This is a genomic window from Rhodococcus sp. T2V, assembly GCF_029269925.1.
In the GTDB taxonomy this organism is placed as follows: Bacteria; Actinomycetota; Actinomycetes; order Mycobacteriales; family Mycobacteriaceae; genus Rhodococcus_F; species Rhodococcus_F koreensis.
This window is the reverse complement of sequence record NZ_JARJBD010000091.1, coordinates 18,526-42,090: the sequence shown is the minus strand read 5'-3', so window position 1 is coordinate 42,090 and position 23,565 is coordinate 18,526. Positions and strand designations below refer to the sequence as shown.

The following is a 23,565-nucleotide window of genomic DNA, read 5'->3' as shown; positions in this document are numbered from 1 at the left end:
CTGCCGCGTCCGCACCCTGGGAGTACCCGGTGATCGAGAACTTCGCGCCCCGGCATTTGTCGGCGTAGGACTTCAACACGGCGGTGGCCTTGCTGACCGCGTCGGCCTTGCTGTCGGCTGGCCGTTGTCGAACGCGCGCGCCATATACGGCAGCGTGTATATCTGTGCGCGGGCACCGTTCTGTGCCTTTATTGCCGCCGCGACCGGGGCGAGCATGCCTACGGGCTGGTTCGGGTCGGCGTTCTCGTTGGTCTCCCACGTTCCGGGGATGAGCAGGTTGAACGTCGACGCGCAGCTGGTCGGGGCGGCGTTGGCGATCGCGGGTGCGGTAAGAGCGACGCCGACGACGGTCGCGGTGGCGATCAGCGCGACCGTGCGACGGTTCTCGAACGTCTGGCGGGCATTGGCACCTCGATTACCGGAAGGGACACTGATGCCTACATTCACCCATTTCGGCATTTCCCCTCAACGGGGTGTCGGGGTGCCACCGCTCCTCTTTAGGGCGCTGACCGGCGAGAATCGACCGGAGTCAGGTGTTTTCACATGCGATGCGACAAGGCCAACCCGACCCGCGGCGGGCTGGTGGGGGGTGGTTCCCAGCGTGTTAGATCCAGTCGATGTGGACGGAGTCGATGTGGTCGAAGTGGAATCCGAACTGGTCGCTGTACCTGTCGAAGCCCTTGTTCTCGGGGTAGTCGAGGGTGGCGTGCCGCTCGAGCAAGGCCACAACCCGGGCGTGATCGTCGTTGGCCAGTGCGGCGGCCAGTTCGCGGGACTCGTCACTGCTGAACGGGGTGTCGGAGTTCGCGAAATCCAGGGTCCGGACCCGGTAGTCGTAGCCCTCGTCGGCGCCGTTGCGGACCATGACGCCGCCCCGGACGCGGATGACCGCTCTTTTCGGGGTTCCGTCCGGCCGCAACACACCGGCGCGTTTCATGATGTCCTGCGCCTTCACGGTCTTGAGTTTCTTGCTGGCGTCGGCCCGCAACTCGTTCGTTTCCCCGGACCGGTACCGGGAGACGGCGGAGCGGGACCGGCCGATCTTCGCGGCCACCGCGTCGATGCCGCCGAGGCGTTCGATCGCCGCCCGCCGTTGGGCACGCTCGAGCACGTCGGCGTGCGGGATCCGCCCTTGCTGGGCCCACCGGCGCAACGTGCGCGCCGACGGCGGGGTGCGGCCGGCATCGATCGCGGCCTGACGCAGGCCCTCGTTGCCGAGCTCCTTGCGTAGTTGTGTGACCGAGACCTTGCTGGTCAGCCCGGCCAGGCCCCCGCTCTTGACCTGCTTCGATTTTTCGACACCGCTGGTCGCGGCGTTGGCCACGGACACCTTGAGGCCGTCGAGACCGACCGCCTGCTGCGCCGGCTTCGTGGTGCGCGGCTTCGGAAGATGTAGGGCCATCAGAGTGCCCCCTCCCCTTCCTCGGTGTCCTCGTCGTCGGCGAATGCCGCCTTGATCGCGAGATTCACGTCGTGCACGTCCTGCGCCGACGTGAAGGCGGACAGGAGTGTGTCGGTGAGGACCACGTCTTTTTCGACCGACATCTTGCCCAGCGCCTCACTCGGGTCGGCGATGTCCTCTCCGTCGGCGAGGAGGTACACCCAGGAGTCGGTGACGGTCCGGATCGGCCAACGATTGTGCTCGCGGGCGATTCGCATCGCGACACGGCGGCCGCGCCACCGGCAGTGCGCGATGATCGACGCCCGCCAGAGCGGTTGGTGGTGATGTTGCATCCGGGTCGCGGTCCACATGTCCGGGTTGACCATTCGCCCGATGTAGCCCTTGTAGCAGGTGCCGATGAACCGTTTCGTCGCCGCGTCGTCGGTGTCCACCGAGACCTTGCGGGCCTCGCGCAGGATCTTCGCCCACTTGTCCAGGGCGCGGCCCTGCTGCGGGTAGACCCAGGCCTCGGCGATGTCGAGGTCGTCGAGTTCGGCACCGATTCCTCCGTCGGCCACCGGTGCGCACAACCCGTCGAGACTGACCGAGGTGACCCAGGTCTGTACCGGTTGGTCGGTGAGCATGTGCGGGTGCGGCAGAGGTAGCTTCTCGGGCAGCGACAGCGTCTGCCCGGCAGGGAGGGTGATCCGCCACAGCCCGAACGGGGCCCCCTTCTCCCCCACCGCCGCAGCGGCCGCCGCCTCGCCGGTCAGATGTGTGGGTTGCCCGTAGCCGAATTCGAGCATCCCCGCGGAGGCGAGGTAGGCGGCGCGTTGGTCTATCGAGACCAACCGGTGGGCGTTGTCGAGGTCATCGGCCTCCGGGACGCGGGTCCAGCCGACCGCGGGTTCGAGGTCTCCCCGCGGCGGACCGTCCAGCGGTGGGACCGAACCCGGTGCGGTGACGACGATCCCTTTGCCGCTGCGGGTGCGTTCCCGCTTGATCTTGTCGACGATCGCGGCGCCGGTGCGCGCGGGTGTCGGGCCCGGGAGCACCCCCAGGTGCTGGGCGCACCAGGCCAATCGGCGACCGAGTTCCCGAGCCGCCGGGAGGTCATCGTCCGGGAGATACGTTCCGGCCGTCGGTGAGCCGAGGATGCCCATGTCGCCGACCCGGTTGTGCCAACCGAAGTCCTTGTTCCAGTACGTCCACACATAGGGTTCGATCACCACATCGACCATCGAGGTGAACTTGCCGATCGAGCGGGACAGGTGCACCACGTGCCCGGGGTCGCCGCGCAGTTCCCACCCGGCGGTCAGCAGTGGGGTGAGGGTGGCCTGCAGCACCGCGGTCAGTTCTTGGGCGGCGCGGTTGCGGAGGGCTTCCATGTCGTCGACGTCGTCTTCGCTGCCCGGGTCGATGACCCACCCGAGCAGCTCGCACGCGGCCTGTCCGACGATCCAGATCTGTGCGGGGGCTCCCAACGGGGTCAGGGCGGCCCAGCGGATCAGTTTGTCCAGTTTCTCGACCGAGTCGACCGGCCCGGTCAGCTCCCGCCCGGACGGTGTGTACGTGCCCGCGGCGGTCACGATCAACGCATGACCATCGGCCTCGTCTCCGGCGGGCAACGCCTCCCACACCGGTGTACGGGGTGTTGCCGTCGGCTCGATCTCCGATGCTGGGAGATCCAGGGCATCAGCGGGCGTCGTCGGTTCCGCCGTGGCGGCTTCTGACGTAGCTGTTTCCGCCGGTGCGATTTCGGTGAGCTCGTCACCGCCGTCCACCGCAGCGCTATCCATCTCTTCGCTGTCCACCTCGGGAGACGGCGGGGTCGGGGCGTCGGCGGCGGCGGCGACATCCGCCTGCTCGGACGATTCGGGGTATGCGGCCACGGCCGGCTCCGAGTCCGCCTGATCGGCTGCGACGCAGACACCAGCATCGACGGAGGCAGAGTCGTCTTCGGGGACAACGCCATCGGTGGAAGCCGGAGACGCCGTCAGCGTTGCCTCGGGCAGTGCGAACAGAGGAATCTGCTCCCACGGACCGCTCATGACTCCTGCTCGACGATCCGGCCGTCATGATCCGCCGGAGGGACACTGTAGCGGTCGAAGAACTCCTGCAGGGCCACATCCACGACGTTGGTCACCGTGGATTGGCGATCGTTCACCAGCCAGGTCAACCGGGCCTCCGTCGAGGCCAGCACCCGGGTATTGAGCGGAACCTTCGCCGGTCCCTTCCGCCGTTCCAACCTCGCCGTCAACTCCGGACTCGGCCCTCCCGCACCACCGGAGTCTCCCGCGCCGGGAGCGCGCTTCCCCGACCCCGCGGCGCCACCTCGGGCGCCGCCTTCGGAATTTCCCACCTTCGCCATACCCACCCACTCGCATTCCGCGTGCCGCCCGTGTGCTTGCGCGGAAATTACCCTACCCACCACACGCCTTATTGCAGGTATCTTCGCGGGCATGTTTGCATGCAGATTTGCGCCCGGGATGTGACGGGGCGCTACGGGCGCAGGCATTTGACGCCGCTGGCGGTGACATAGCCGGAGACACAGCTCGGGTACGTCAGCGCAGGAAGCCGTCATGACTCGACAATCTCGGATTCGTCATTCCACCAGTGTGATCGGCACCCCGGGCGAGATGAACAGGTGGTGCCGGGCGCCGTCGTGGGTGAGGGACATGGCCACCCCCGTGGTATGTCCCTCGGCGAACCGTGCGGGCAGCTCGCGGGTAGCGTCGAATCTGGTGTGGCTGATGTCGTAGGTGACGCCGCCCAAATATGAGGCTGGGCACCATGCCCTCCTTTGCTGACCGTGGATCGTTGCCGAAAGTCTCGCTGACACCACCTCATCCGCCGTGGACGGACACACCGTCGCGGCATGAGAGTATCGGCTGTGGGCGGGGCTACCAGCGGTGGACGACGCTCGGGTTCGGCTCGTCGCTACCCAAAATCGCGACCGGAGTAATCAGCAGGCGCACCGTGGAGTTCTGGCTGACAAAACCGACGAATCCGCCGTTCCCGTGGTCTGCGAAGATGCCCCTGACAGCGTCCTCGAGGTCGTGGGCGGTGGGCGCATCGGCGAGCGGATAACGGACCCCGTCGTAGATCGCTTCGTAACTCATGATCCTTCTCCCGCTGGTGTCGTGATGCTCCCAGCGTGAGAGCGTCGGGCCGACGGTCGATGCCGATGCCGACGCGTTCTTCCGCAACCGAGCGATCCGCTCCTCGCGACGAGACGCCCGGGCGAATCGCATACCATCGCCCGGTGACCGATCCGACAGATCCCACCGTCGAAGCCGCCATGGCCCTGCTCCGCGAACACGGCCCCCTCCATCCCCACGAATGGGCGCGGTTGCTGGTCGCCGCAGGGCACGGATACCTCGCCGACATGGAGGACCTCACCGAGTACATCGACCATCCCCGGCTCGGCTACCTGGCGGACGGTCGCAGCGCGGCCCTCGACTCGCTGCTCGACGGGCGCGTGCTCACCCACCGGCTCACCGCCGTGGAAATCTCCTCCGGCATCCTCGACGCCCACCCGGACCTGACGCCGCTGCTGCCGTTCGACGACCACGACCTGGCGGCGGGCGGGCTGCACACCATTTTCCGGGACCTCGACGACGACGTCTTCGACGAACGCGGCGTCGACGACCCGGACTGGCCGAAGGATGCGGCGCTGCTGCTCGAACCGGATGCGCTCGCCGAATTCCGGCCCGGCGACCTGGTCGCGCTCGCCCTCGTCGACGGCGTACTGCGGCTCACCGCCGCGGCGGTTCCCCTTGCGGGCGCACCCGATCTCACCGGCGCGCTGACCGACCTGGTGCCGCAGGAGGGCCCCGGGCCCCTGGACGACATCGTCTGGCAGCTGATGGCCGACGACCCGTCCCTGCTGACGGCGCCGACCCTCCCGCTCGGCGATCTGATCACCGCCGCCGGATACGTGTGCGACGGCGATGCCATCGCGGTCGAAGGATTCGACTTCGCCGCCCATAGCGGGAAGTCGCACCTCGCGAAGGTCGCGGCGGCGCACCACCTCACCGACGACGAGACGGATGCGGTCATGGCGTTCCTGGCCCTGATCGGCGTGATCGAGCGCACCCCCGACGACGAACGTGAGCGCGCTGTCGACGCGCTCGTGGCGAGCGCGGGTGACCGGTTCGCCGGGCTCGCCCGCCCGAACGCGGCCCGCGCCGCCTTCGGCGAGGCGTATGCCACCTGCGGCGCCGGAAACGAGACCCTTCGGGTGGCCGCCGCGGTGCTCCGCGACCGCGGTCCCCGCCGGATCGCCCCGACCGCGCACTGGCTGGCGGGCAAGGCGGCCGAACTCGACGGACGGACCGCGGAGGCGGAGCGGCACTACGAGCGGGCGGTGTCGGTGGACCCGAACTGGGACGAGGCACTCGAGGAGCTGGCCCGCTTCGCGTCCGATCGTGGCGACGCGGTGCGGGCGATCGGGCTGCTCGACCGAATCCCGGGCGGGTATCGCGACCCGATGTACGACCTGCTGCAGTTGTTTCGTCCCGTCGACCGGCCGGACCTGGGGCGCAACGATCGGTGCTGGTGCGGGTCCGGCCGCAAGTACAAGGTATGCCACCTCGGCAAGGCCGAGCACCCGCTGGAGCAGCGGGCTGGGTGGCTGTACCAGAAGGCGGCGTCTTTTGCGCAGGGCATCGCGTGGCGGCCGCTGCTGCTCTCGCTTGCCCAGATTCGGTCCGCGCACGACGACGATCCGATGGCGCTGTATCACGCGCTCGACGACCCGCTGGTCGCGGATGTGGTGATGTTCGAGTGCGGAACGTTCGAGCGGTTCGTCGCCGAGCGCGGCGATCTGCTGCCCGCGGACGAACTGCTCCTCGCGCAGCAGTGGTTGCTCGCCGAGCGGTCGGTACACGAGGTCGAGGCGGTACGTCCGGGCGAGGGGCTGACGCTGCGCGACGTGCGCACCGGCGACCGCCTGCAGGTCACCGAGCGGACCGCCAGCAGGCAGCTTCGGGCCGGCGACTTCTTCTGTGCCCGAGTTGTTCCCGCCGGTTCCACGACGCAGATCTTCGGCGGCATCGAACCGATCGCGCCCGGGCAGCGGGGTCGGCTGATCGAGTTGCTCGACTCGGACTCCACCGACCCCGAGGAGCTCGTCGAGTTCCTCAGCGCCCGGTTCGCGCCGCCCCGGCTGGTCACCACCGACGGGCATCCGATGGTCGCGTGCACGGCCGTGTTCGAGGTGGCCGACACCGCCGGGATCCGACGCAAGCTCAGTCGCCGCTTCGGCGCCGCCGAGAAAGACCGGTGGACCTGGACCGAGAAGGGCAGCGTGCTCGGCGTGCTGAACCTGGCCCCCGGCACCGAACCCTGGGTGCTCGAGGTCGAGGCGATGAACGAGCCACGCTTCGAGTCGCTGGTCGAGGCCGTGGGCGCCGCCGATCCCGGGGCGAGACTGCGCGAGCAGGCCCGGACGCCGGCAGCGGAGTTGATGGCTCAGGCGCAGGAAAAGGGGGTTCGCCCGGTGCAACCCGTCGACCCCGAGGATCCCGAGATCGCGGCGGCGCTCGCCGAGCACATCCGCGGATACGAGCAGCAGTGGCTCGACGAGGCGATCCCCGCCCTCGGCGGTCACACACCGCGCGAGTGCGCCGCCGACCCCACCCGCCGCGACGAGCTGATCCGGCTGCTCGAGTCCTTTCCGCAGCAGGAGCGGCCGGGGGCGATGAGCGCAGGCCGGCTGCGGGAGGCATTGGGGCTTTAGGTTTTAGGATTCCGGCTGCCCCACACACCGAACCCGGCGACGTCGTTGCCGCACCCCGCCGACCGTGGCCTGCCGGGCGACGGTCGGCGGGGTGAGGTAGACGCGCGGGTTGGTGCCGATCCGCCCACACGCGGCGACGACGATCCGGCCGATTCCGATCGGTTCGGGCTGGGACGGAGTTACACCGTCGATGCGTATCCGATGGTGCGTGCGGCGGTGCGGAGGATCGGCCGCACGCGCGGGTGATCGAGTGGTCGAGTGAACTCGGGGTCGGCGGGGAAGGAGTCGGCGGCGGGGTTCCACAGGACGACGTTCGGAAGGCCGGTCATGGTGGACGATACGTATAGACCGTCGAGATGCGGCCATGTCAGGTGGATGGCGCGCGCCCAGGTGCGGCACACGGTACGCGGTCCGTGAAGCAGCGCGGACGAGGAGTGGTGACGGACCAGCCAGGTTTCGGTGAGGTTCAGCAAATTCAGGGGACGGGCCGGGCGCCACCCGGTCAGGGCAGGCGCTCCGATCGTGGTGTCGATCGTTTGTGTCGCCTGGTACACCTCGGCCAATGCGGTGGCGACATCGCAGGCGGCGTACAGGACGCCGGTGGTGGTCGCTGCCGCGGCGGGGCCGGGGTGCGGGTCGTAGCGCATGGACGCGATCGGTCCGTAGGTGCGCAGAGTCCGCCAGGACACGGCGTGTGGACCGGTGGTGCGGTGGATCCGCCACAGCACACCGTCGTAGGCCAGGATGTCCTCCGGATTTACGGTGAGCGGCGTTCGCGGTGCCCGCGGAGTCTTCGGGTTCCGACCGCTCACCAGGTGTCGAGGGATTCCAGGAGCGCGGCCACCGGTGCGGGGTCCGCCGCGGCGGCCAGATGCTCGAGCGGGGTGCGGTCGCCGAGGTCGGGTTGCGGGGTGTGCATGAGCGCGGCGATCGCCACGGGGCTGACCGTCGAAGGGATGGCCGCCACGACAGCGCTGAGCCCCGGCAAGACATCGTCACCGACGAACTGCCATCGGGGGATCCGGCGATGCCCGTGCAGATCGAACGCCCACAGCGTGCGCGCGGTGAGCCTCCGGGACACCACCGACCTGTCGATGCCGAGCAGCTCCGCGGCCTCCTTGACGTCCAGCGAATCCGCGAGCGCCGTCACGGTTTGCCGCGCGATCTCCACCGCGCGAGCGCGGATCTCGGCCACCGGCGACCACTGGTCGAGGACTTCGCCGACGCCCTCGCCGGCGTGCGCGCGGAGGAACTTGATCTCTCCGGCCGACAAGGTGTCCGAAGCGGCGGGTACCGCGGTGAGCGCAGCGTCGAGTTCGCGAAGCATCTCACGGGCGGTGAGGTCGAGGTGATGCTTGGCCAGCAGCGCGTCGAGTGAATCCACCTTCTCCACCGACCTCATCTGCACATCTTAGCTCGCGTGTGCACTGTTGTGCACGTTGGGTCGCCGGGCGCCTGCTAGATTCCGGTTTCCGGGCAACCCGATCGCACACTGCTGACGGCCCAGCCGCTGCGCATCGGTGGCGACTCCCCGTCGTCGCGACCGCGGGCGACCGCTCCGATCTACCTCGTCGGTTGTGGTCCACGGCGTCAGACCCGGGCGACGTGCGCGATCGATCTCGTGGCGCGGATCCACATCGGCCGCCTCGACGATAGCAATCTTGACCCGCGCCCGTTGCTCGAGCGCAGCGTGGCCCATCCCGCCCGGTCGGCGCCCAGGTCGATGACGGACCTCGTTCCGTACTTGTCGACCTCAGGTCAGGGTTCCACGCAGAATCTGAGAGATCGGTGGTGTGCCGTGCGTTGCACGACACGCCCCAACTACGACGCTAGCTAGCATAGCGACGTTAGCTATCGGCGCTGTGCGGCTACGGTCGCGGGCTTTTCGGCGCACGATCGATAGTGCCGCGCACCGGTCCGATCTGAGCCCTGTGCGCAGCCACCACTGCACATGATGGCGATCCGCGGCTGGCCATCTGGTCGCCGGCGAAAAGTGGACAACCGACCAGCTCGGCCAGTTACGTCACCGTGATGAAATTGTGCCTGCTCTCCCCTTCCGGAGAAGTCGCAACGTACCCGCGTCGATACCCGCACTTGATGTGCCCGCGGCACCGTCGAACAACTTGAGCCGCCCGCGATGACATTTGGCGAGACCCGCACTCGACTTTCGCGGCGCGATCGATCGCGGTTACCCGTCGGGATCGATCACCACCCATCTACTCGCCCGCTTCGGGATCGAGTGGCGAGGAATGTGCGCCTGCAGCGGGCTGCAGCTCGACGGATACACGGTGCTGCATCGCGCGGGCGTGTTGTTCCTTCGCGGCGATGGCAGTCTCGATACGGCAGCGCAGGTTTTCGTCGTCCAGGCGTGGATTGTCGAACCCGGTCACCACCGCCAGCTCGGTTCCGATGCGGATGTGGGCAGACTTATTGACCACCGATCCGTCGTCACGGCACGCCAGGTCGCGCCCAGCGGCGATGACCTGAGCCATGGCGTCATCGCGATCGGACGCTTCCCCCGCGCGCACCGATGTCCGCTGAATCTCCAGATCCCAAAACGACACGAACCACTCCACAACCGCTCCCTCATCCACTCTTCTCGAGTGAACTGTACGAGTCACCGACGTCCAGCATGCAACGCAGCGCCGGCCTACCTGCAATGCGCAGATGATCGCCGACGTTGTGATGGTGTTGGATCCGCATTGCGGTCCACACGCCCGATTGCCTGTTGCATCCGAATCGGGCGCCCGCGTTGCCAAACCTCGTACTAGTCGGCGTTGCGTTCCCGCAACCAGGCGTTGCGTTGCCAACCTCATCTGGTTGCAACGCAACGTCGGGCTGTGTTGCGGTCAGAGGCGCTGGCTGTTGCGGAGGTTCGGAATTTGCTGGGTGGGGCGCGCTTCGTTCTGTTGGTCGGGTCGTCTCACTGGTCGTGCCGCGGAGGGTACGAGCTGGTCGTCGCCGCATTGCCGGGAGCGGGCGATCAGGGTGCCCCGACCAACGTGTACTGCGGATCGAGCGTTGCCGCATTGCGTCCGTCCGCCATCTCCTCGAGCTCCGGCAACGGGGGCGTTCGGAACCCGGCGTCGACTGCGCGTTGCGCCACCTTGTCGAATCGGCGCATTGCGGTGCTGGCGGCCTTGGCCCGTGTGAGCGTGGCGATTTCTGCGTAGCTGTGCTGTTCGATGATTCGCAGTCGGGCCGTCTCTTTCACTACAGGCTCGAAGTCGGCGCACGTGTCGATGAAGTCGAGGAGGTTCTCGATGGTCTGGGCTTCGTCCGGCAACACGAATGGCTCTTGCGAGTCCTCCGGCGCATTGCCGACCAGCAGTGCATCGGCATTGCGCCCGTCCAGCGCACTGCGCGCAATGTGCTCCTCGGTTCGGGTCGCAACGTCGGTGAGGTCATCTGGGTTCGCCTCGGTGCGGGTGGCAACGTCGGTGAGGTCATCTGGGTTCGCCTCGGTTTGTTGCGTGGCATCCGCAACGCCAGTGGGACCCTTAGGTCCGGCCGCGGCGGTCTCACGGCTGTTGTCGGGTGCCGAGGAGTCGTCTGCCGTTGCAGCGTCGGCGGCCTGCGCAACGGCCTGAGCAATGCGCGGCGCAACGTTGGGGTCCGGTGCAACGTCGGAGTCCCGTGCAACGTCGGGATCCGGCGCAATGCTCGGGGCAACGAGGGCCGCAGTATGCCCGACGTTCCGTTCGGATGCCGGCATCGACTGATCCGCCACCGTCGGGTAACCGGTCGTGATGTCCGCACTGTCCTGCTGTTCGCGGTCGCGGGTGTCTCGGACGACCGCGGTGTACTCGGTGTGGGCGGTGCCGATGGCCTTGATGAGGATTCCGACACCGTGGGTGAAAGCCAAGACCAAAAGTGGCGGAATGACTGCAATAAGCGATGCGCCGGTTGGAGTCAGTGGGGTGTATCCCAGGTCGATGCCCGCTGCAACACTCCGCGCAGCTGCTTCCGCGGCGCGGTAGGCGTGGTAGGCGTTGCCGAAGACGCTGATGAAGACGACGACCACTGCGAGCCAGAGGAAGAAATGCTTCCCCGTTGCGTTGCCGTTGATTTTGCTGAGCGCAACGATGGCGATCGTTGCGCCGAGGATTGCGCCGTCGACGATGGCGGGGAAGATCCAGGTGAGGTAGTGGGGGATTTCGGCCTGCAATGCGAGGTCGCGTTGCACGGCGAACGAGAGCACGAAGGCTCCGGTGGTGATGCCGACCGCAATGGCGATCGCAACAATTAGGGCGGCAATCAGGGCGCGGAGCTGGATTCGTGCTGCTCGGATACTAAGGTCGTTCATGATCGGGGTGTCCTTCCACGGGTTCCCGGTCCACGAGGCCCCCGCCGGCGCAATCGGCGGGGGCCTCCTCATGTTGGTGCGGCCAGTGCGTTGCGGTAGGCATATCTCGAACCACGAGCGCCCACTTAGCTCTGCTAGCTAGTGTCGCTATGAGTGCTAGCAGCCATTTCTGGTCAGGTACTCGATGAGAGCGGCGTCAGTGACCGACGAAATGGTGATGCTTCGATCCCCGGTCTCATAGCGCAACTTGTCCACACCGCGCGTCAGGCGCGCCTTGGTCGAGGGCCGCAACCGCACGTTGTGTTGTTCGCTGAGCTTCTCGACAGGCGATGACGCCTCGGGCGCAGGAGACAAGACTGGCGTGACGGGCACGTCGGCGACAGACCTGATGGTCGATTCGGTCGGAAGTTGCGTCGACTGCTCGTCGACGGCGGCCGGAGTGGGGTCTTTGACGACCCGAGGGCGCTCAGGAAGATCTGCGGCAGGGTGCGCCGGCCTGCGGATTGCTGGTTCACGTTGGACGCTCATACGGTCGCTCCTGCGGTCTTGATGGGTAGTTCGTTGAGAAGGTCGGTGTAGGCGAGCTGCAATGACAGCGATTTCCCGCCTGTGAATTTGTGGATCGGGGTGCGCGCGCTGTGTGCGTCCTGCCGCGTGGCGTATTCCGGGATGGTGGTGCGCGCGACGAGGTCGCCGTAGACCTCGCGCAGTTCGCTCTCCCGGAATCGGTGTTCGCCTGTCCCCCGCTGTCGGCTGAGGACGATCTTGTCGATAGCCAGGTTCGGGTTGGGGCGTCGCTGGACGTTCTCGACGGTTTCGAAGAGCTTGGTGACGCCTTGAACGCTGTCGATGGTGGGCTCGGTCACTGCGATGACCCCGTCCACTGCACAGAAAACGGCGAAGAGGAGTTTGCCGAGCGACGGTGGGCAGTCGAAGAGGACTGCGTCGTACGCGGAGAGGTCGAGGCCCTCGAAGGCGATGTCGAGGCGGAAGATGAGGTCGTTGGCCCCATCCGATTCGATGTTCGCGAGCGTCTGGTCGGCCGGGATCAGATCGACGCCGTCCCATGGGGTGGCAATGACGGCGTCGATCGCCGTGCCCGACTCGGTTCGGCTCATCAGGTCGTAGGTTGTCAGCATCTCGTCGGTGATGGTGACGCCTACGCCGTTGGTGGCATTGCCCTGGGGGTCGACGTCGACAATGAGGACGTGTCCGCCGGCGTTGCTTATTGCGCTCGCGAGACCGAGGGTCGTGGCGGTCTTGCCCACTCCCCCCTTCTGATTGCAGATCGCGCATTTGCGTGTCATGACTTGGTTTCCGTTCCGTCGAGGCCAGGAGACTTCCAGATGCGCGCGATGAGCGTTAGTGCAACTCCGCACGCTCGCGTAGGGAGCATAGCCAGGCTTGGCTGCTGAACTAGCTCGACACGCCGAGCAACACTAGCGTTCTTTGCTAGGTGAGCTAGCATGCATAGCGTTCATAGCGTAACTAGTTTCTCTAGTTTGGCTTTCGTAGCGATCGACGCTGCAGACGCAAACATATCTATGGCCTCTAGGGTTGCAACCCTATCTAAGGTCTCTGTAATCGCTTTGTTCGCAACAGTTACTGCACTAGCTCTTATAGCGACGTTAGATACGACTGCGTTTATAGCGATGACCGCAACGATCGATAGCCCAACTTTCCTAGCAAGCCTCGCCCTCGTAGAAGTGTGCGCGCTCATAGCTCTGCAAGCACCCCTACGACCCCTAGACCGCATAGCCAGCCTATTGAGGCTAGAACGCCTAGAAACGCTCGAAAGGCAAGTCAGCCTAGACATGCAAGCGTCCATAGACAGCGGCGCAACTATAGCGCTCATACGGAGTCTAGCTCCAGTAGATATCGTTGCAGGCATCTCTCTGCTAGCGACGACTGCGAGAATTGCTGCGCTACAACGAGTAGCTGTGATCGTCGCTATAGCAGAAATATCCGCGATATGAAGGCTAGAGCCGATAGCCCAGATACACCGCATAGACCGGATAGTTGCGCTTCCCTCCCTGCTACCAAAGCAGATCCCGTCAATGCTATCGGAGCTAGCGTTGATATTTCAGCAGGTCAGGGGGTCGTCGGCCGCAGCTATGCCACGAGGCACCGTCACGCGAAACGCATCCCTCCACCAGATCGCATCTGCCTAGGCACGGACGGAACCCGGGGAAACAGAACAGGCCGGCTTCGAGTCTTCACAGCTCGACATGCCGCCCGAGCGGACCTCGCCCCGGATCCACCAAGTACGATTTCGAGCTAGCGGTGCTTCGCTAGCTAGGCTAGAGGCCCTATCTCTGTAAGCGAGAACTGCTATTTCCGCCAGCGGCGTTAATGCAACGGTCGCTACACCGCTAGCTACTACGTCACTCCTGGCAGCTGTAGGCAAGCGAGCAATCAACGCTCGCATAGCTAATCAAGATTGCTGTAATAGCGTAACTCTGCTATCTAGCGTCCCTAGCAACGCTACGTAGCATGACTAGCATCGCACCGTGGAAAACGTCGCTTTCCCAACGAGCGCACATTCGCTGGGCAGCGCGTCGCAGGAAAGCATTCCCCCGGGTTAAGAAGGAAGCGGCAGGACGTGTGAATCGGGTGTGCACAGAGCCGACGGTTCAGGGCAGTAATCGGTGGGCGAGTTGTTCGGCGTTGAGTTGCCGAATGCCGTCGTCGACGGCTTGGCGGTCAGTGAGGTCGACGCCTCGCTCTCTGAGCGCTGCGGCCACCTGTTTGGCGGGGCCCCAAGTAGTTTCATCGTCGAATGCGTCATGGAACTCGGGTAGGAAGGTGTCCACAGAATCAACGACGCGGCTGATCCACTGGCGGTCGAGCCCCTGTTGGGTCAGCGCGAAGGTCAGCCATCGGCGCAACACGAAGGGCAGTGCGTTGCGTTGGTCGGCGTCGAGGACTGCTTTGCGGGGAAGCCAATCAGTGAGCAGCAGCATCACCTCGCCCGGGCTCCAGCACAGCGGTCCGGCGCCTATGTAGCCGTCGCCATAGTCCAGGAACAGCGCGGCCAGCGACCGGCTCACCTCGTCGTCGCTTCCGATGTCGGTGAGGAAGTCCTCGACCAGTTGGCGGCGCCTTTGCTCGGGAAGTCCGACATGTTCGGGCCATTCTGGCAGGTAGTCGCGGCAGCGGGACCATGCCAGCGCCCGGTGATCGCAAAAGTCCTCGTCGGCGGTGCGCGGCCAGGTCATGTCCGTGGTGCGCAACGCGTTCGCGAGATCGGCGAGCACCTCGGCGACCGGGACCGACTGGAGCGGCATCGGTGCCTCGTCGGGCTCGCGCAGCTGGTCCCACGTGGTGGCTGCGCCAGGATTCAGGAGAGCGAGCTTGTCGATCATCAGCCCGCCGACCTGGTAGATATTCGCCATCAATGTGTGTGGGTGCGGTCCGTCGTAGTCAATGAACAGGACCCGTTCGCTCTCGTACACGTCGATCGCGCGCCACGCTGCGGTCGGAGTCCACGCCGCGACGGTGTGCCAGGCCGGCAGAGGTTGGGTTTCGGCCAAGATGCCCAGGGCGTCGGACAGCATGGAGATGTCGGCCGCAGGTGCGACCCGCGCGAGCGCGTCGACCGCGGCCAGCGAGTGCGGGGACGGTGTGGAGCATGCTCGGCCGGTGACCTGCATGCACAGTAGGTGCTCGGGTTCGTGTTCGGTCAGTGCCGCCGTCGACCACGCCTCGCCGAGCCAGCCGCTGGCCCAGGTCTCGGCGGTGAGCACGTCGTCGATTTCGAGGAGTTGCCAGGCGTCGCGCAGCAGAAGATCGGCTGGGTGAAGTTGCCGAGGAGCACGGCGAACGGGTCGGCTTTTGCCGCCCTTGCGGCGGCCACGGCTCTTGGGCATATCCGCAGTCCACCACAGACACCGACCAAGGCGCCATCACGACGCGCCGTCCGGTCAGATTCCGGCGACGTCCGTTTCTGCCGTCACGTGACAGAAACCGTAGGTAGCCCGGGTATCAACGCTCGCCTAACTATTCGCAATAGCCAGAACTACCTAGCGTTGCTAGGTCGCATTGCTAGCAACGCTAGGTCAGCGTTGTTTGGCTGCCGAACAGCCGGGAAAGACGCCGTGCCCGTTGAGCGGGACCTCTGGGGTCGTGCGCCGTTGAAAAGTCTTCATCCACGAAGATGGGGTGAACCGCCTGCTGTGCGAGCGGGTCGACTTCGATTGCCAAGCGTACGAGGCCATCTCGGAACTGCTGCTGGACAGGTGGTGCGGTGTCAGAGTTGCGTCGGCCCACGCTTAGGCATCATGTGTCCCTCATGGTGACGTTCTTGCGAGCTGGACCGCGAACCACGACTGCGGTTTCCACGACTGCGCGTGCCTCATCGGAAAGGGCGAGAATCGCGTGATCTCTAGCCTGGACCGTGGCCTCGTCGTAGGCGTGGACAACGACATTGTCGTCGGCCCACACAGCCGAGTGGTCACACGCTCTGATGAATGCGTGATTGTGAGCTACAACCCGGCACTGGTCGAAGGCAGTAACCGTCGCGTGGGTGTAGGCCCAGACATGAACTTGCCCGGTGACTTCCACGGTCGTTGCGTCAGTGGCGACGATGTGAGCGGTCGCGGGTAGTGGTGAGTCGAGGTGAATCCGTGCCTGCGATCCTGCGGTAAACCGCAGGGTCCACTCGTCGCCGGCCGATGCGAAGGTTTTGTCGTCGAGTTCGATTAGCTGACCTGCAGTGTCAACCACGACTGTCTTGGCGCCGTTACGGAGGCGCTCGCGGATCGAGTCTGCGTTGCGGCTGATGCGGGGAGGCGCTTGGACTCGGCTGACGTAGACCCGTGGGTGGCGTTGGGTCGATCGGGACATGGTGTTCTTCTTACCCACGAGCGCACTCCGTTCTGTGCGAGTCGGCCACGATGATTCTCGCAGTATATGGCCGAGACTCGGTGGCGAGTGGTACCTCGCTCGGCGCGGTGGTGATCGTTCGCGGCCGGTGCGGCCAGGGTTGCCGTATATGCATGCTGCGCCGAGGATCGATGGGCATGGTTACGCCGCCTGCCTTTGGGATGCCAGGGTGGCGCGGATCTGTTCCATGAACGCTTTTCGGTGCTCAGGCGACGCCGCTGCGCGACGGGCTCGTTCGCGTTCGGCGTTACGCTCAGCTCGGCGCTGTGCGCTGTGCGCAGCCTCTGCGGCGCGTTGCTCGCTGGGGGAGGGGCCCGACCAGTCGATTCTGGACAAACGCCAGGTCAGATATCCGATTGGCGAGCGAACCGTGTTCGGCCAGAGCTCACCTCGCGAGACGGTGTCAGCGGTCAAAGCTTGGGCGATATCCCGTCCTGTCCAGCGGGTGGTGTCGATTCCTGCGCGATCGATGACGTCGCACACGGCGCCGATGTGGCCGCTGGGTGCGATGATTGGAGCTGCGGCGACCAGGGTGGAGGCGGCTCGTTGGAGATTTATTGGGCGCGGGTTCGCTTGATTCGAGGATGAGGGTTGGTTCTCGCGCGCGCACGCGCGTTTGGTGATTACTTCTCTACAAGAGATCCCCTTCGGGGAAAAACCACTCAAAGATAGGGGGTCACGGTCGCGGGCTTGGGGATTGGGATTCGAACCCGTCGGGGTGGTGTGGCGAGCGTGCTTCGCCGCGCGGTGTGTCCTGCGGGGGGAGCTGCCGCGCTTCTTTGGTTGTGGGGGAGCGGGGGTGGCTGCGACGAGGTCAGGTGGGGAGGAAAGAGCCCATACGCTTGCAGCGCGGTGCTGACGCCCACCGTGGTGAACTTCGGCGGCTTGGAATTCACGCGTAGTCAGGGTGCGGCCCCGTATCAGCTCGAAGCCGAGGTGTAGTGCTTTCAGCACGCGGCGACCTCGTTTGACCACTGACTCGGACACACCGGCGCGGGCGGCGAGGTTCTGGACTGTGGCAGTAACGCGGCGCCCAGTTTTCGAGTCGGCTGACGACGCGTGCGCGGCGGCGATTGCGACCATACTTTCGACGCCGATCCTGTGTCGGGCGGCTGCGGCGCGGCCGGCGGCGGTCTCGGTGACTGCGTACCGGACTTGTCGCATCCATCCGTCGCGGCTTGTCCAGATCGGGATGCTTGCTTCTTGGCCGGGGTTGACGGGCAGCGTCCAGGATTTTCCGCGCTGATCGGTGTCCGTGTTGAGTTGTCGCAGCTCGTCGATCCACGGGGTCTGAAGTGGTTGCGTTGCTGGTTGCGTGGTTTGGGAAATCGGCGAGTTGTGTGATTTAGCCCACGACACGCCGAGATCGGAATGTTGAACTGTTGAGAGGTATTCAGGGTATGCGTTACCCTGAGACGTACCTAGCACAGGTAAGTCCCTTCGGGGAATGCAGTACCGAGTCGAAGAGGCTGCTCACTTCTTCTTCTCACCTCAGGGAATGACCGTCCTGCCAGACGATCGCCCTAGACGGGGAGGACCTGCCAGTCCTCCCAGTGGGATTCATTGACTAAACCCACCCCCGCCGGGGGCCCTTTTGGGTGGTACCGCTGCTCTTGAATTAGCTATCGAGTTAGTTCCGATGCGCTATTCGCCAGGCCCACCGCCCTCCTCAACTAGAAGGGCCGGTACGCGTATAAGCGGCACCGGAAGTCGCAGCTCGGAACCCGCAGATTCCGTCGCGTAATGGGCGCCCTGGTAAGCCAACACAGGGGTAGCGCCGTCGAAAGAGCCTGGAGCGTGCGGGAGCGCCGCAGCCGGCATGTGGCCTCGTTGAGACAGACACGTGACTGACTGGAGATTCGCAGGCAGGCCAGAGTTGCGGGCGTGCGTTATCATGGAGTAAGCACCGCCTCTTCCTTCCGAGGTAGTGGTGGTCAGGGAGCTGGTAAGGTCCCGAAATTTCATACACGGACAACCCCCGACGCCGCCAAGCCCTGGGGGTTGTTCCGTATCTAGGTGTCGTTCATGCGCCCATCGCCAACTGCTCGACGCGATGCAGCGACCCCGCAGCTTCGACTTCAAGTAGCCGGAGCTGTTCCGGTCGAAGTTTCTCGCTGATGTAATCCGGGATGTCCAGTCCGTGCGTGATGGCGAGAATAAGCACGGAGTAGTCGCCAGCAGGGATGCCGAGTTCGGCTGCCCGACTCTCGTAAACCTTGTGGTGTCTGAGGGGTGCGCGGGTAGCGATCTGTCCGCGGGGCCCCTTGTTGTGCTGTGCCATGAGCAAACCTTAGATCGAACCTGTAACCGATACGGGTAACCGGCGCTCTTCGGTGTGTCGCATGTGACTGAAGTGGTCATCGGAGAGGTCTGCCTTTCATGGCTGTGATCTGGCTGGTCGTATTCAGACCCCGTAGCCGGATCCGGTGTTAGGGGAACGGGAAAGTTCGAGGCCAGCTGCTTCGGCTTGAGCAGCACATATGGGCGGGTCAGCGGCCGCATTTGGGCGGAGTTCGGCCTATGCGCAAGATCTGCCTGGTTGACACCGCTTCACGGTTGAACACCGAAAAGGTGTTGTGCAGCAGGATCTGCGGGGCATGGTCGCGCAACAGAGCGACCCCTTCGATCTGCACGCAACGGCCCGCAGGTCAGGGTCTGATGGTTCGAACCTGAGCGTTGTCGTTCTGCCTGCTCCCGGGAGTCGTCCTAAGTAGAGATCGGATGAACTCGGCGAGATTACGTACCGCATCGGCTGTGGCGGTCTCGGGATAGGAGGCTGCATCATCCGACAACGCGAGTAGCTGTTCACGCGCGAGCTCGTCGAGATGCACCGAGTACGTCCGCGGCGCCGTCACGATGCCTGCCGAACAGGCCTCGGCATTTTGTGTGATGCCGGTAGCTCTACCACTGCCGAAGACCGCGTTAGGGCTCGGAGACGGATGCCGTCCCGTGTTCGAACCCATGCTGGCAGTGCCGAGATTCGAATCGGATCGCCGTCCTGGTCATAGGCAACTGCGGCCCACACCATCGATGGTGTCGCCCCCTCCCGGGCTTGCTCCGCGCAGGTCGCAAAGAACGGGCACCCCTTGCACGCCTCGATCGAGGCCAGGAGCTGACCGGTGCTGGCAAGGTCGGTGTCCCATCCCTGCGGATTGCGTGTGCACGGGGGTCGGTCATCGGTGGCCCGAGGCCCGTTGATGCGATCGGGAAGGTTCGAACTGATCCGGCGGAAGAACGCCTCCTCACGCGCTGCTCTATACACCGCGCACCGCTCTGTACCTGCAGCGCATGCGCACACCGAGTCGTGGGCATGGAGGAATCGTCGAAGTTGAGTGTTTGTCCAACTCAACACGTCCGTCTCGTCGACACTTCCGCCGACGACGCCTATCGTTTCCATTGGCAGATCTCCGTTCTGCTAGCTGAAGAAACACGCTGACCAGGGCGGCAACCCTGTTCGGTTCAGACCCCTGTCCGGCGGCAACCGGGCGGGGGTTCTTCTGTTAGATCACCGACCCCTTCATTGATTGCTGGTCACGACCAGGGCATATTTGATCTAAAACTGTGGTCTGGAGTGATCGTAAGGGAGATGGTGCAAGGTGTCCAGAAGTGATGGACGGAGTGTTTCGGTGAGTCGACGGGTGATGCGCGGGTTCAACCCTGCTCGGCTCAAGAAGCTGCGTGAAGACTCCAAGCTCAGTCGGCCCGAGCTTGCTCGCGCGGCCGGCATCGGACACGCGACCCTCTACCAGTGGGAAACGGGCGCCACGTCGCCGCAGGTAGATCTCCTTAAGCGGGTCACCGACGCCCTCGGCGTGCCGATCAGCGATGTCGTCGTAGTCCCCGAGGATGAGCGCCTTCCGGGGGACTGGCGTGTCCTCGCGGGTTTGCTGCAGCCGCAACTCGGGAAGCTGGCCAAACTCAGTACCACCACTGTGGCGCAAGTCGAGCGCGGGCAGGCAGCTCTGACCGACGAGACGGCGCGAAAGGTTTCCGCAGCCTTGGGGATCTCCGAAAGTGTGTACCGCGCGGCCTACGAGCGCGCGCGAAGTCGCCCGCCGGGCACCCCGGCGTGAACTCATCGAAGAGCTGAGCCTCGGGGGCAGGGTCTTGGTGACCGTGGCGGTGTAGTAAGCAAAGTGAGTAATCATTCGACCTTCTCGCGAGCATGACGAAAAGCCCCTTCGAGGAGGGGCTTTCTGCGTGCTGCGCGGGCAACGCGAAAAGGTCGCGCCGCAACCTCGGGTGAGGTGCGCTGACGTCGGCCGACCGGGCACGTGCCAGAGGGGGCATCGCGCAGTCAGTCCGCTTGGCGAACTCTATGTCGAACCAACGTCGGAGGGGATATTACATAGCTTCCTCGGATTGGTGGGCGCGCCATGCCGTGAGGATGTAGTTGCGATGCCAGGTGGCTTGGGCGACAGCGAGAGCCAAGAGACTTCCGGGTGCGACGAAGACACGCCAGTTGACCCAGGTGTCCGTGGACATCGTGTAGGCGACCACGATATTGACGGCGCCGACCGCGACCAGTGCCACGAACCAACTCCAACTCAGGAAGCGCCAGACGGCGTCCGGTGCGCTCACCCATCGTCCGATGACGAGACGCACCGGGTCACGCTTCGTGACCATCAACGACGTCAGGAAAGCGCCGGCAATTAGCCAGTACACCCCTGTGGGACGCCACTTTATGAAGGTCTCGTTGTGGAACAACAGAGTCGAACCACCGAGGACGAGCACAAGGCATAGGCCGATCCATTGCAGTTTGTCGACCCGTTGGCGTCGGGCCAGCGTCACGATGATCTCGCCGACGACGCCGGCCATGACCACGACCGTCGCCGCGAAGATTCCGGCGGTCTTGTAGGTCGCCATGAACGCAACAACCAACGCGGCGTTGTAGAACACTCTCCACACGAGCTTTGTCCTCCGAAAGATTTTCTCCGTCAGGAGGGTTCGTCAGGGATGGTTTCGATCTCGGGGGAGATCACCGCGACACCGATCGAGTCGCTGACGAGGGGATCGAGAAGGAAGCCCCGGAATTCGGCCTTCAGCCAGCCGCCACCGCCACGTCGTGCCCGCACCGTGCCGGAGACCGGCCCCTTACGCACCTGCTGGACCCACTCGATGATCTTCGGCCAGTCTTCCTCATGGAGCGCGAAGGTCTGTCCGGTGCTCACGCCGTGTCCGAGGCCGGGAACGTGCTCGGTCACCCACTTCAGCCAGTACGGGTACTGGTACGACAGGTCCCCAACCGCGATGTACATCCCCGATGTAGATGCCAACATCGTCGACAACCACGCGTCGAGCATCGATTCGTGGACAAGGGCTTCGTCGGTGCCCGCATCCCAGCAGATCCCGCGCACGCGTCTACCCGCCGGGCCCTCCACACACCGCTCGGCGTAGCGCAGCTCGCGGGTGACGTCGGTCTCCGCCCGGATGGTGAACGTGCCGTCAAACCTGTCCTTTACCTGGCAGTCTCGGATTTGGCGTACATGCCGCAACGTGTCGGACAGGCGGGCCGAACGGGTGTAGAGATCTGCAGGACCGAAAACCGATCGATCCTGATGCCGGGCGGACATCCCGATGAGCTCGATAGCTCCGGGGTCCAGCTGCAGCTGCGGTGGGGGCGGGTTGTCCTCCGAGCTCAGAACCCACTCCCATGCCCCGACATTGGGGCGGTCCGGCGGGTTCTTCTTCGGGTCACCGCTCCAGATCTGAACTGCTACGACCACGCTCTTGTCGGGAGTCAGGATGGGGTGGGCTGCCCCGACCGGGCCCAGAGCGTCGGCGACCTTGCCCTCGAACGTCTCGATCTTGAGCTCGCGATCGGCGATGCACGTACGGATCAACCCCAGGACAGCGGTGCGGGCAGGTTCGCGAAAGACATTGCCGATCTTTCGCCAGTCGCGGTGTTTGGGGCCTTCGGCGACGACATGGTGCTCGTCGCCGGTGCCGACGAAGACGGTCGTCCATTCGCGGATCGGGTGGGTGGGTTCGGCGGGGGCGCGCACGAGGGTATCAGCTGTCATCGGTTTATCCGTTTCTCCCGTACTGGCTTTCGGGTGGTCAGGTCAGGTTTACTGGCATCTCAGTGGGGCCGTGAGTGCGCCAGGTATGTCGCCGGTCGAGTGTTTCCCATGGCTTCACCAGGGACAGGACCGGGTGGCGTTGGAACAGGCGGCGAGTAGCGATGTCGAGCTGCATCACGGCCAGATCGGCGCCGAGACAGTAATGAGGTCCGCGGCCGAAGGCCAGGTCCGGGCGAGCGCCGCGGGCGGGGTCGTTGGTCGCCGCGCGCAGGGAGAGATACAGAGGACTGCCGGCGGGGATCCGGGTGCCGCCGACGGTGATGTCCTCAACCGGGAATCGCCGTATCGCATAGGACCCGGGCGCGGCGTCGAGGACAAGCTGCGTCACCCGGGCGCGCCAGAGCTGGTCGTCGGCGATTTCGACGACTAGTTGGTCACGATCGAGTCCGGCGAGAATGCCGATGGCATTGGCGATCTGGTAAACGGAGTTCTCGAATCCGGCGAGAAACGTCAGGAATGCCAGGGAGATGAGTTCCTCCTCGGTCAGACGATCTTCGGCGTCGCGGGCGCTGATCCAATCGGTGATGACGTCATCACCGGGCGATTTCCGTTTGGCCGCGATCACACGCATGAGTACGAGAACGATCGTGGTCATGGCCGGAATACGAGGGTCGTCCGCGGTCGGATCGCCAGAATTCATTGCCATCACGGTCCCCGCGGCGGTACGGAACTCGTCGGCATCCGCATCGGTCACGCCAAGGATCTCGGCGATGATGTCAGCAGGCAGGGGAGAGGCATAGGCGGGAAAGAGGTCCACAACACCGGCGTCGTGCGGGTCGAGCTCGTCCAGGAGTCCATCGACACGGGCGGTCACCATCTGCCTCACCGCTCCGATCCGTCGCCGTGAGAACGCGGGCGCTGCCAGAGCGCGGACGCGGCGGTGATCATCGGGGACCATATTGAGCAGGTTGCGGGCCAGTGCCGGTGGTAGGGGAAGACCAGGGCTGCCTGACGGGCCGCCGGGCCGGACATTGACGATTCCGGGGTCAGCGAGCAGTCGAGAGACGTCGTCGTACCGGGTGATGATCCAGACGCGCAGTCCGTCGGCGTCGGTGGCCTCGACAACTGGGCCGGCGGCGCGAAGGTGCTCATGCAAGCGATCAGCCTCCGCGACACTCAGGCCGGGCGCGAACGGATCGAGCACCAGGTTCCCTTCTTCGATGTGGCA

The 23,565-nt window shown here is 65.0% G+C and carries 19 protein-coding genes and 1 pseudogene; 2 read left to right on the top strand and 18 right to left on the bottom strand.

The genetic code is table 11. The annotated features are described in order from the left end of the window. The 6 genes and pseudogenes from P3H15_RS43105 to P3H15_RS43080 all read right to left on the bottom strand — a co-directional run. Positions 1-404 (bottom strand): annotated as a pseudogene (locus P3H15_RS43105) (cutinase family protein); the annotation flags it as partial. A gap of 200 nt (positions 405-604) precedes the next feature. After that, on the bottom strand, positions 605-1,402 hold the full coding sequence (locus P3H15_RS43100) for a hypothetical protein (RefSeq protein ID WP_276142897.1): 798 nt from the start codon (positions 1,400-1,402) through the stop codon (positions 605-607). Next, entirely contained in the window at positions 1,402-3,432 is a 2,031-nt protein-coding gene (locus P3H15_RS43095; protein WP_276142896.1) for a hypothetical protein, read from the bottom strand. The genes P3H15_RS43100 and P3H15_RS43095 overlap by 1 nt, the downstream gene beginning before the upstream one ends. Continuing rightward, the gene (locus P3H15_RS43090; protein WP_276142899.1) at positions 3,429-3,800 is read right to left on the bottom strand and encodes a hypothetical protein; all 372 of its coding nucleotides are present in this window, start codon (positions 3,798-3,800) and stop codon (positions 3,429-3,431) included. The genes P3H15_RS43095 and P3H15_RS43090 overlap by 4 nt, the downstream gene beginning before the upstream one ends. A gap of 186 nt (positions 3,801-3,986) precedes the next feature. Beyond that, positions 3,987-4,157: a hypothetical protein gene (locus tag P3H15_RS43085; RefSeq protein ID WP_276142895.1), complete on the bottom strand. Its 171-nt coding sequence runs from the start codon at positions 4,155-4,157 to the stop codon at positions 3,987-3,989. Between the two features lie 127 nt (positions 4,158-4,284). Further along, positions 4,285-4,503: a hypothetical protein gene (locus P3H15_RS43080; protein WP_276142894.1), complete on the bottom strand. Its 219-nt coding sequence runs from the start codon at positions 4,501-4,503 to the stop codon at positions 4,285-4,287. 143 nt (positions 4,504-4,646) lie between these two features. Here P3H15_RS43080 and P3H15_RS43075 point away from each other — a divergent pair, with 143 nt between their 5' ends. After that, a complete protein-coding gene (locus P3H15_RS43075) occupies positions 4,647-7,124 on the top strand; it encodes an SEC-C metal-binding domain-containing protein (RefSeq protein ID WP_276142893.1) in 2,478 nt (825 codons plus the stop codon). 179 nt (positions 7,125-7,303) lie between these two features. Here P3H15_RS43075 and P3H15_RS43070 read toward each other — a convergent pair whose 3' ends face one another. The 9 genes from P3H15_RS43070 to P3H15_RS43030 all read right to left on the bottom strand — a co-directional run bounded on the left by P3H15_RS43070 (position 7,304) and on the right by P3H15_RS43030 (position 18,595). After that, positions 7,304-7,936 carry an RES family NAD+ phosphorylase gene (locus P3H15_RS43070; protein WP_276142892.1) on the bottom strand — a complete coding sequence of 211 codons (633 nt, stop codon included), beginning with the start codon at positions 7,934-7,936 and terminating at the stop codon, positions 7,304-7,306. Beyond that, complete coding sequence (locus tag P3H15_RS43065; protein WP_276142891.1) at positions 7,933-8,526, bottom strand: helix-turn-helix domain-containing protein; 594 nt, start codon at positions 8,524-8,526, stop codon at positions 7,933-7,935. The genes P3H15_RS43070 and P3H15_RS43065 overlap by 4 nt, the downstream gene beginning before the upstream one ends. An 814-nt stretch (positions 8,527-9,340) precedes the next feature. Then, positions 9,341-9,700 carry a hypothetical protein gene (locus P3H15_RS43060; protein ID WP_276142890.1) on the bottom strand — a complete coding sequence of 120 codons (360 nt, stop codon included), beginning with the start codon at positions 9,698-9,700 and terminating at the stop codon, positions 9,341-9,343. A gap of 407 nt (positions 9,701-10,107) precedes the next feature. Further along, positions 10,108-11,430, bottom strand: a complete 1,323-nt coding sequence (locus P3H15_RS43055; protein ID WP_276142889.1) for a DUF2637 domain-containing protein — start codon at positions 11,428-11,430, stop codon at positions 10,108-10,110. A gap of 156 nt (positions 11,431-11,586) precedes the next feature. Then, positions 11,587-11,958: a hypothetical protein gene (locus P3H15_RS43050; RefSeq protein ID WP_276142887.1), complete on the bottom strand. Its 372-nt coding sequence runs from the start codon at positions 11,956-11,958 to the stop codon at positions 11,587-11,589. Next, positions 11,955-12,737, bottom strand: a complete 783-nt coding sequence (locus P3H15_RS43045; protein WP_011600537.1) for a ParA family protein — start codon at positions 12,735-12,737, stop codon at positions 11,955-11,957. The genes P3H15_RS43050 and P3H15_RS43045 overlap by 4 nt, the downstream gene beginning before the upstream one ends. Positions 12,738-14,063: 1,326 nt before the next feature. Beyond that, positions 14,064-15,299 carry a hypothetical protein gene (locus P3H15_RS43040; RefSeq protein ID WP_276142886.1) on the bottom strand — a complete coding sequence of 412 codons (1,236 nt, stop codon included), beginning with the start codon at positions 15,297-15,299 and terminating at the stop codon, positions 14,064-14,066. 409 nt (positions 15,300-15,708) lie between these two features. Beyond that, a complete protein-coding gene (locus tag P3H15_RS43035; protein WP_276142885.1) occupies positions 15,709-16,293 on the bottom strand; it encodes a hypothetical protein in 585 nt (194 codons plus the stop codon). A gap of 2,044 nt (positions 16,294-18,337) precedes the next feature. Next, on the bottom strand, positions 18,338-18,595 hold the full coding sequence (locus P3H15_RS43030; RefSeq protein ID WP_276142884.1) for a hypothetical protein: 258 nt from the start codon (positions 18,593-18,595) through the stop codon (positions 18,338-18,340). 1,360 nt (positions 18,596-19,955) lie between these two features. Between P3H15_RS43030 and P3H15_RS43025 the strand changes: the two genes are divergently transcribed. Further along, positions 19,956-20,387 (top strand): helix-turn-helix transcriptional regulator, encoded by a 432-nt coding sequence (locus tag P3H15_RS43025; RefSeq protein WP_276142898.1) that lies wholly within the window; start codon positions 19,956-19,958, stop codon positions 20,385-20,387. Between the two features lie 271 nt (positions 20,388-20,658). Here P3H15_RS43025 and P3H15_RS43020 read toward each other — a convergent pair whose 3' ends face one another. The 3 genes from P3H15_RS43020 to P3H15_RS43010 are packed head-to-tail and all read right to left on the bottom strand — an operon-like array spanning position 20,659 to position 23,541. Beyond that, positions 20,659-21,222 (bottom strand): inner membrane-spanning protein YciB, encoded by a 564-nt coding sequence (locus P3H15_RS43020; protein ID WP_276142883.1) that lies wholly within the window; start codon positions 21,220-21,222, stop codon positions 20,659-20,661. A gap of 29 nt (positions 21,223-21,251) precedes the next feature. After that, a complete protein-coding gene (locus P3H15_RS43015; protein ID WP_276142882.1) occupies positions 21,252-22,337 on the bottom strand; it encodes a GAF domain-containing protein in 1,086 nt (361 codons plus the stop codon). Between the two features lie 37 nt (positions 22,338-22,374). Then, a complete protein-coding gene (locus P3H15_RS43010; RefSeq protein ID WP_276142881.1) occupies positions 22,375-23,541 on the bottom strand; it encodes a cytochrome P450 in 1,167 nt (388 codons plus the stop codon). Positions 23,542-23,565 lie beyond the last annotated feature (24 nt).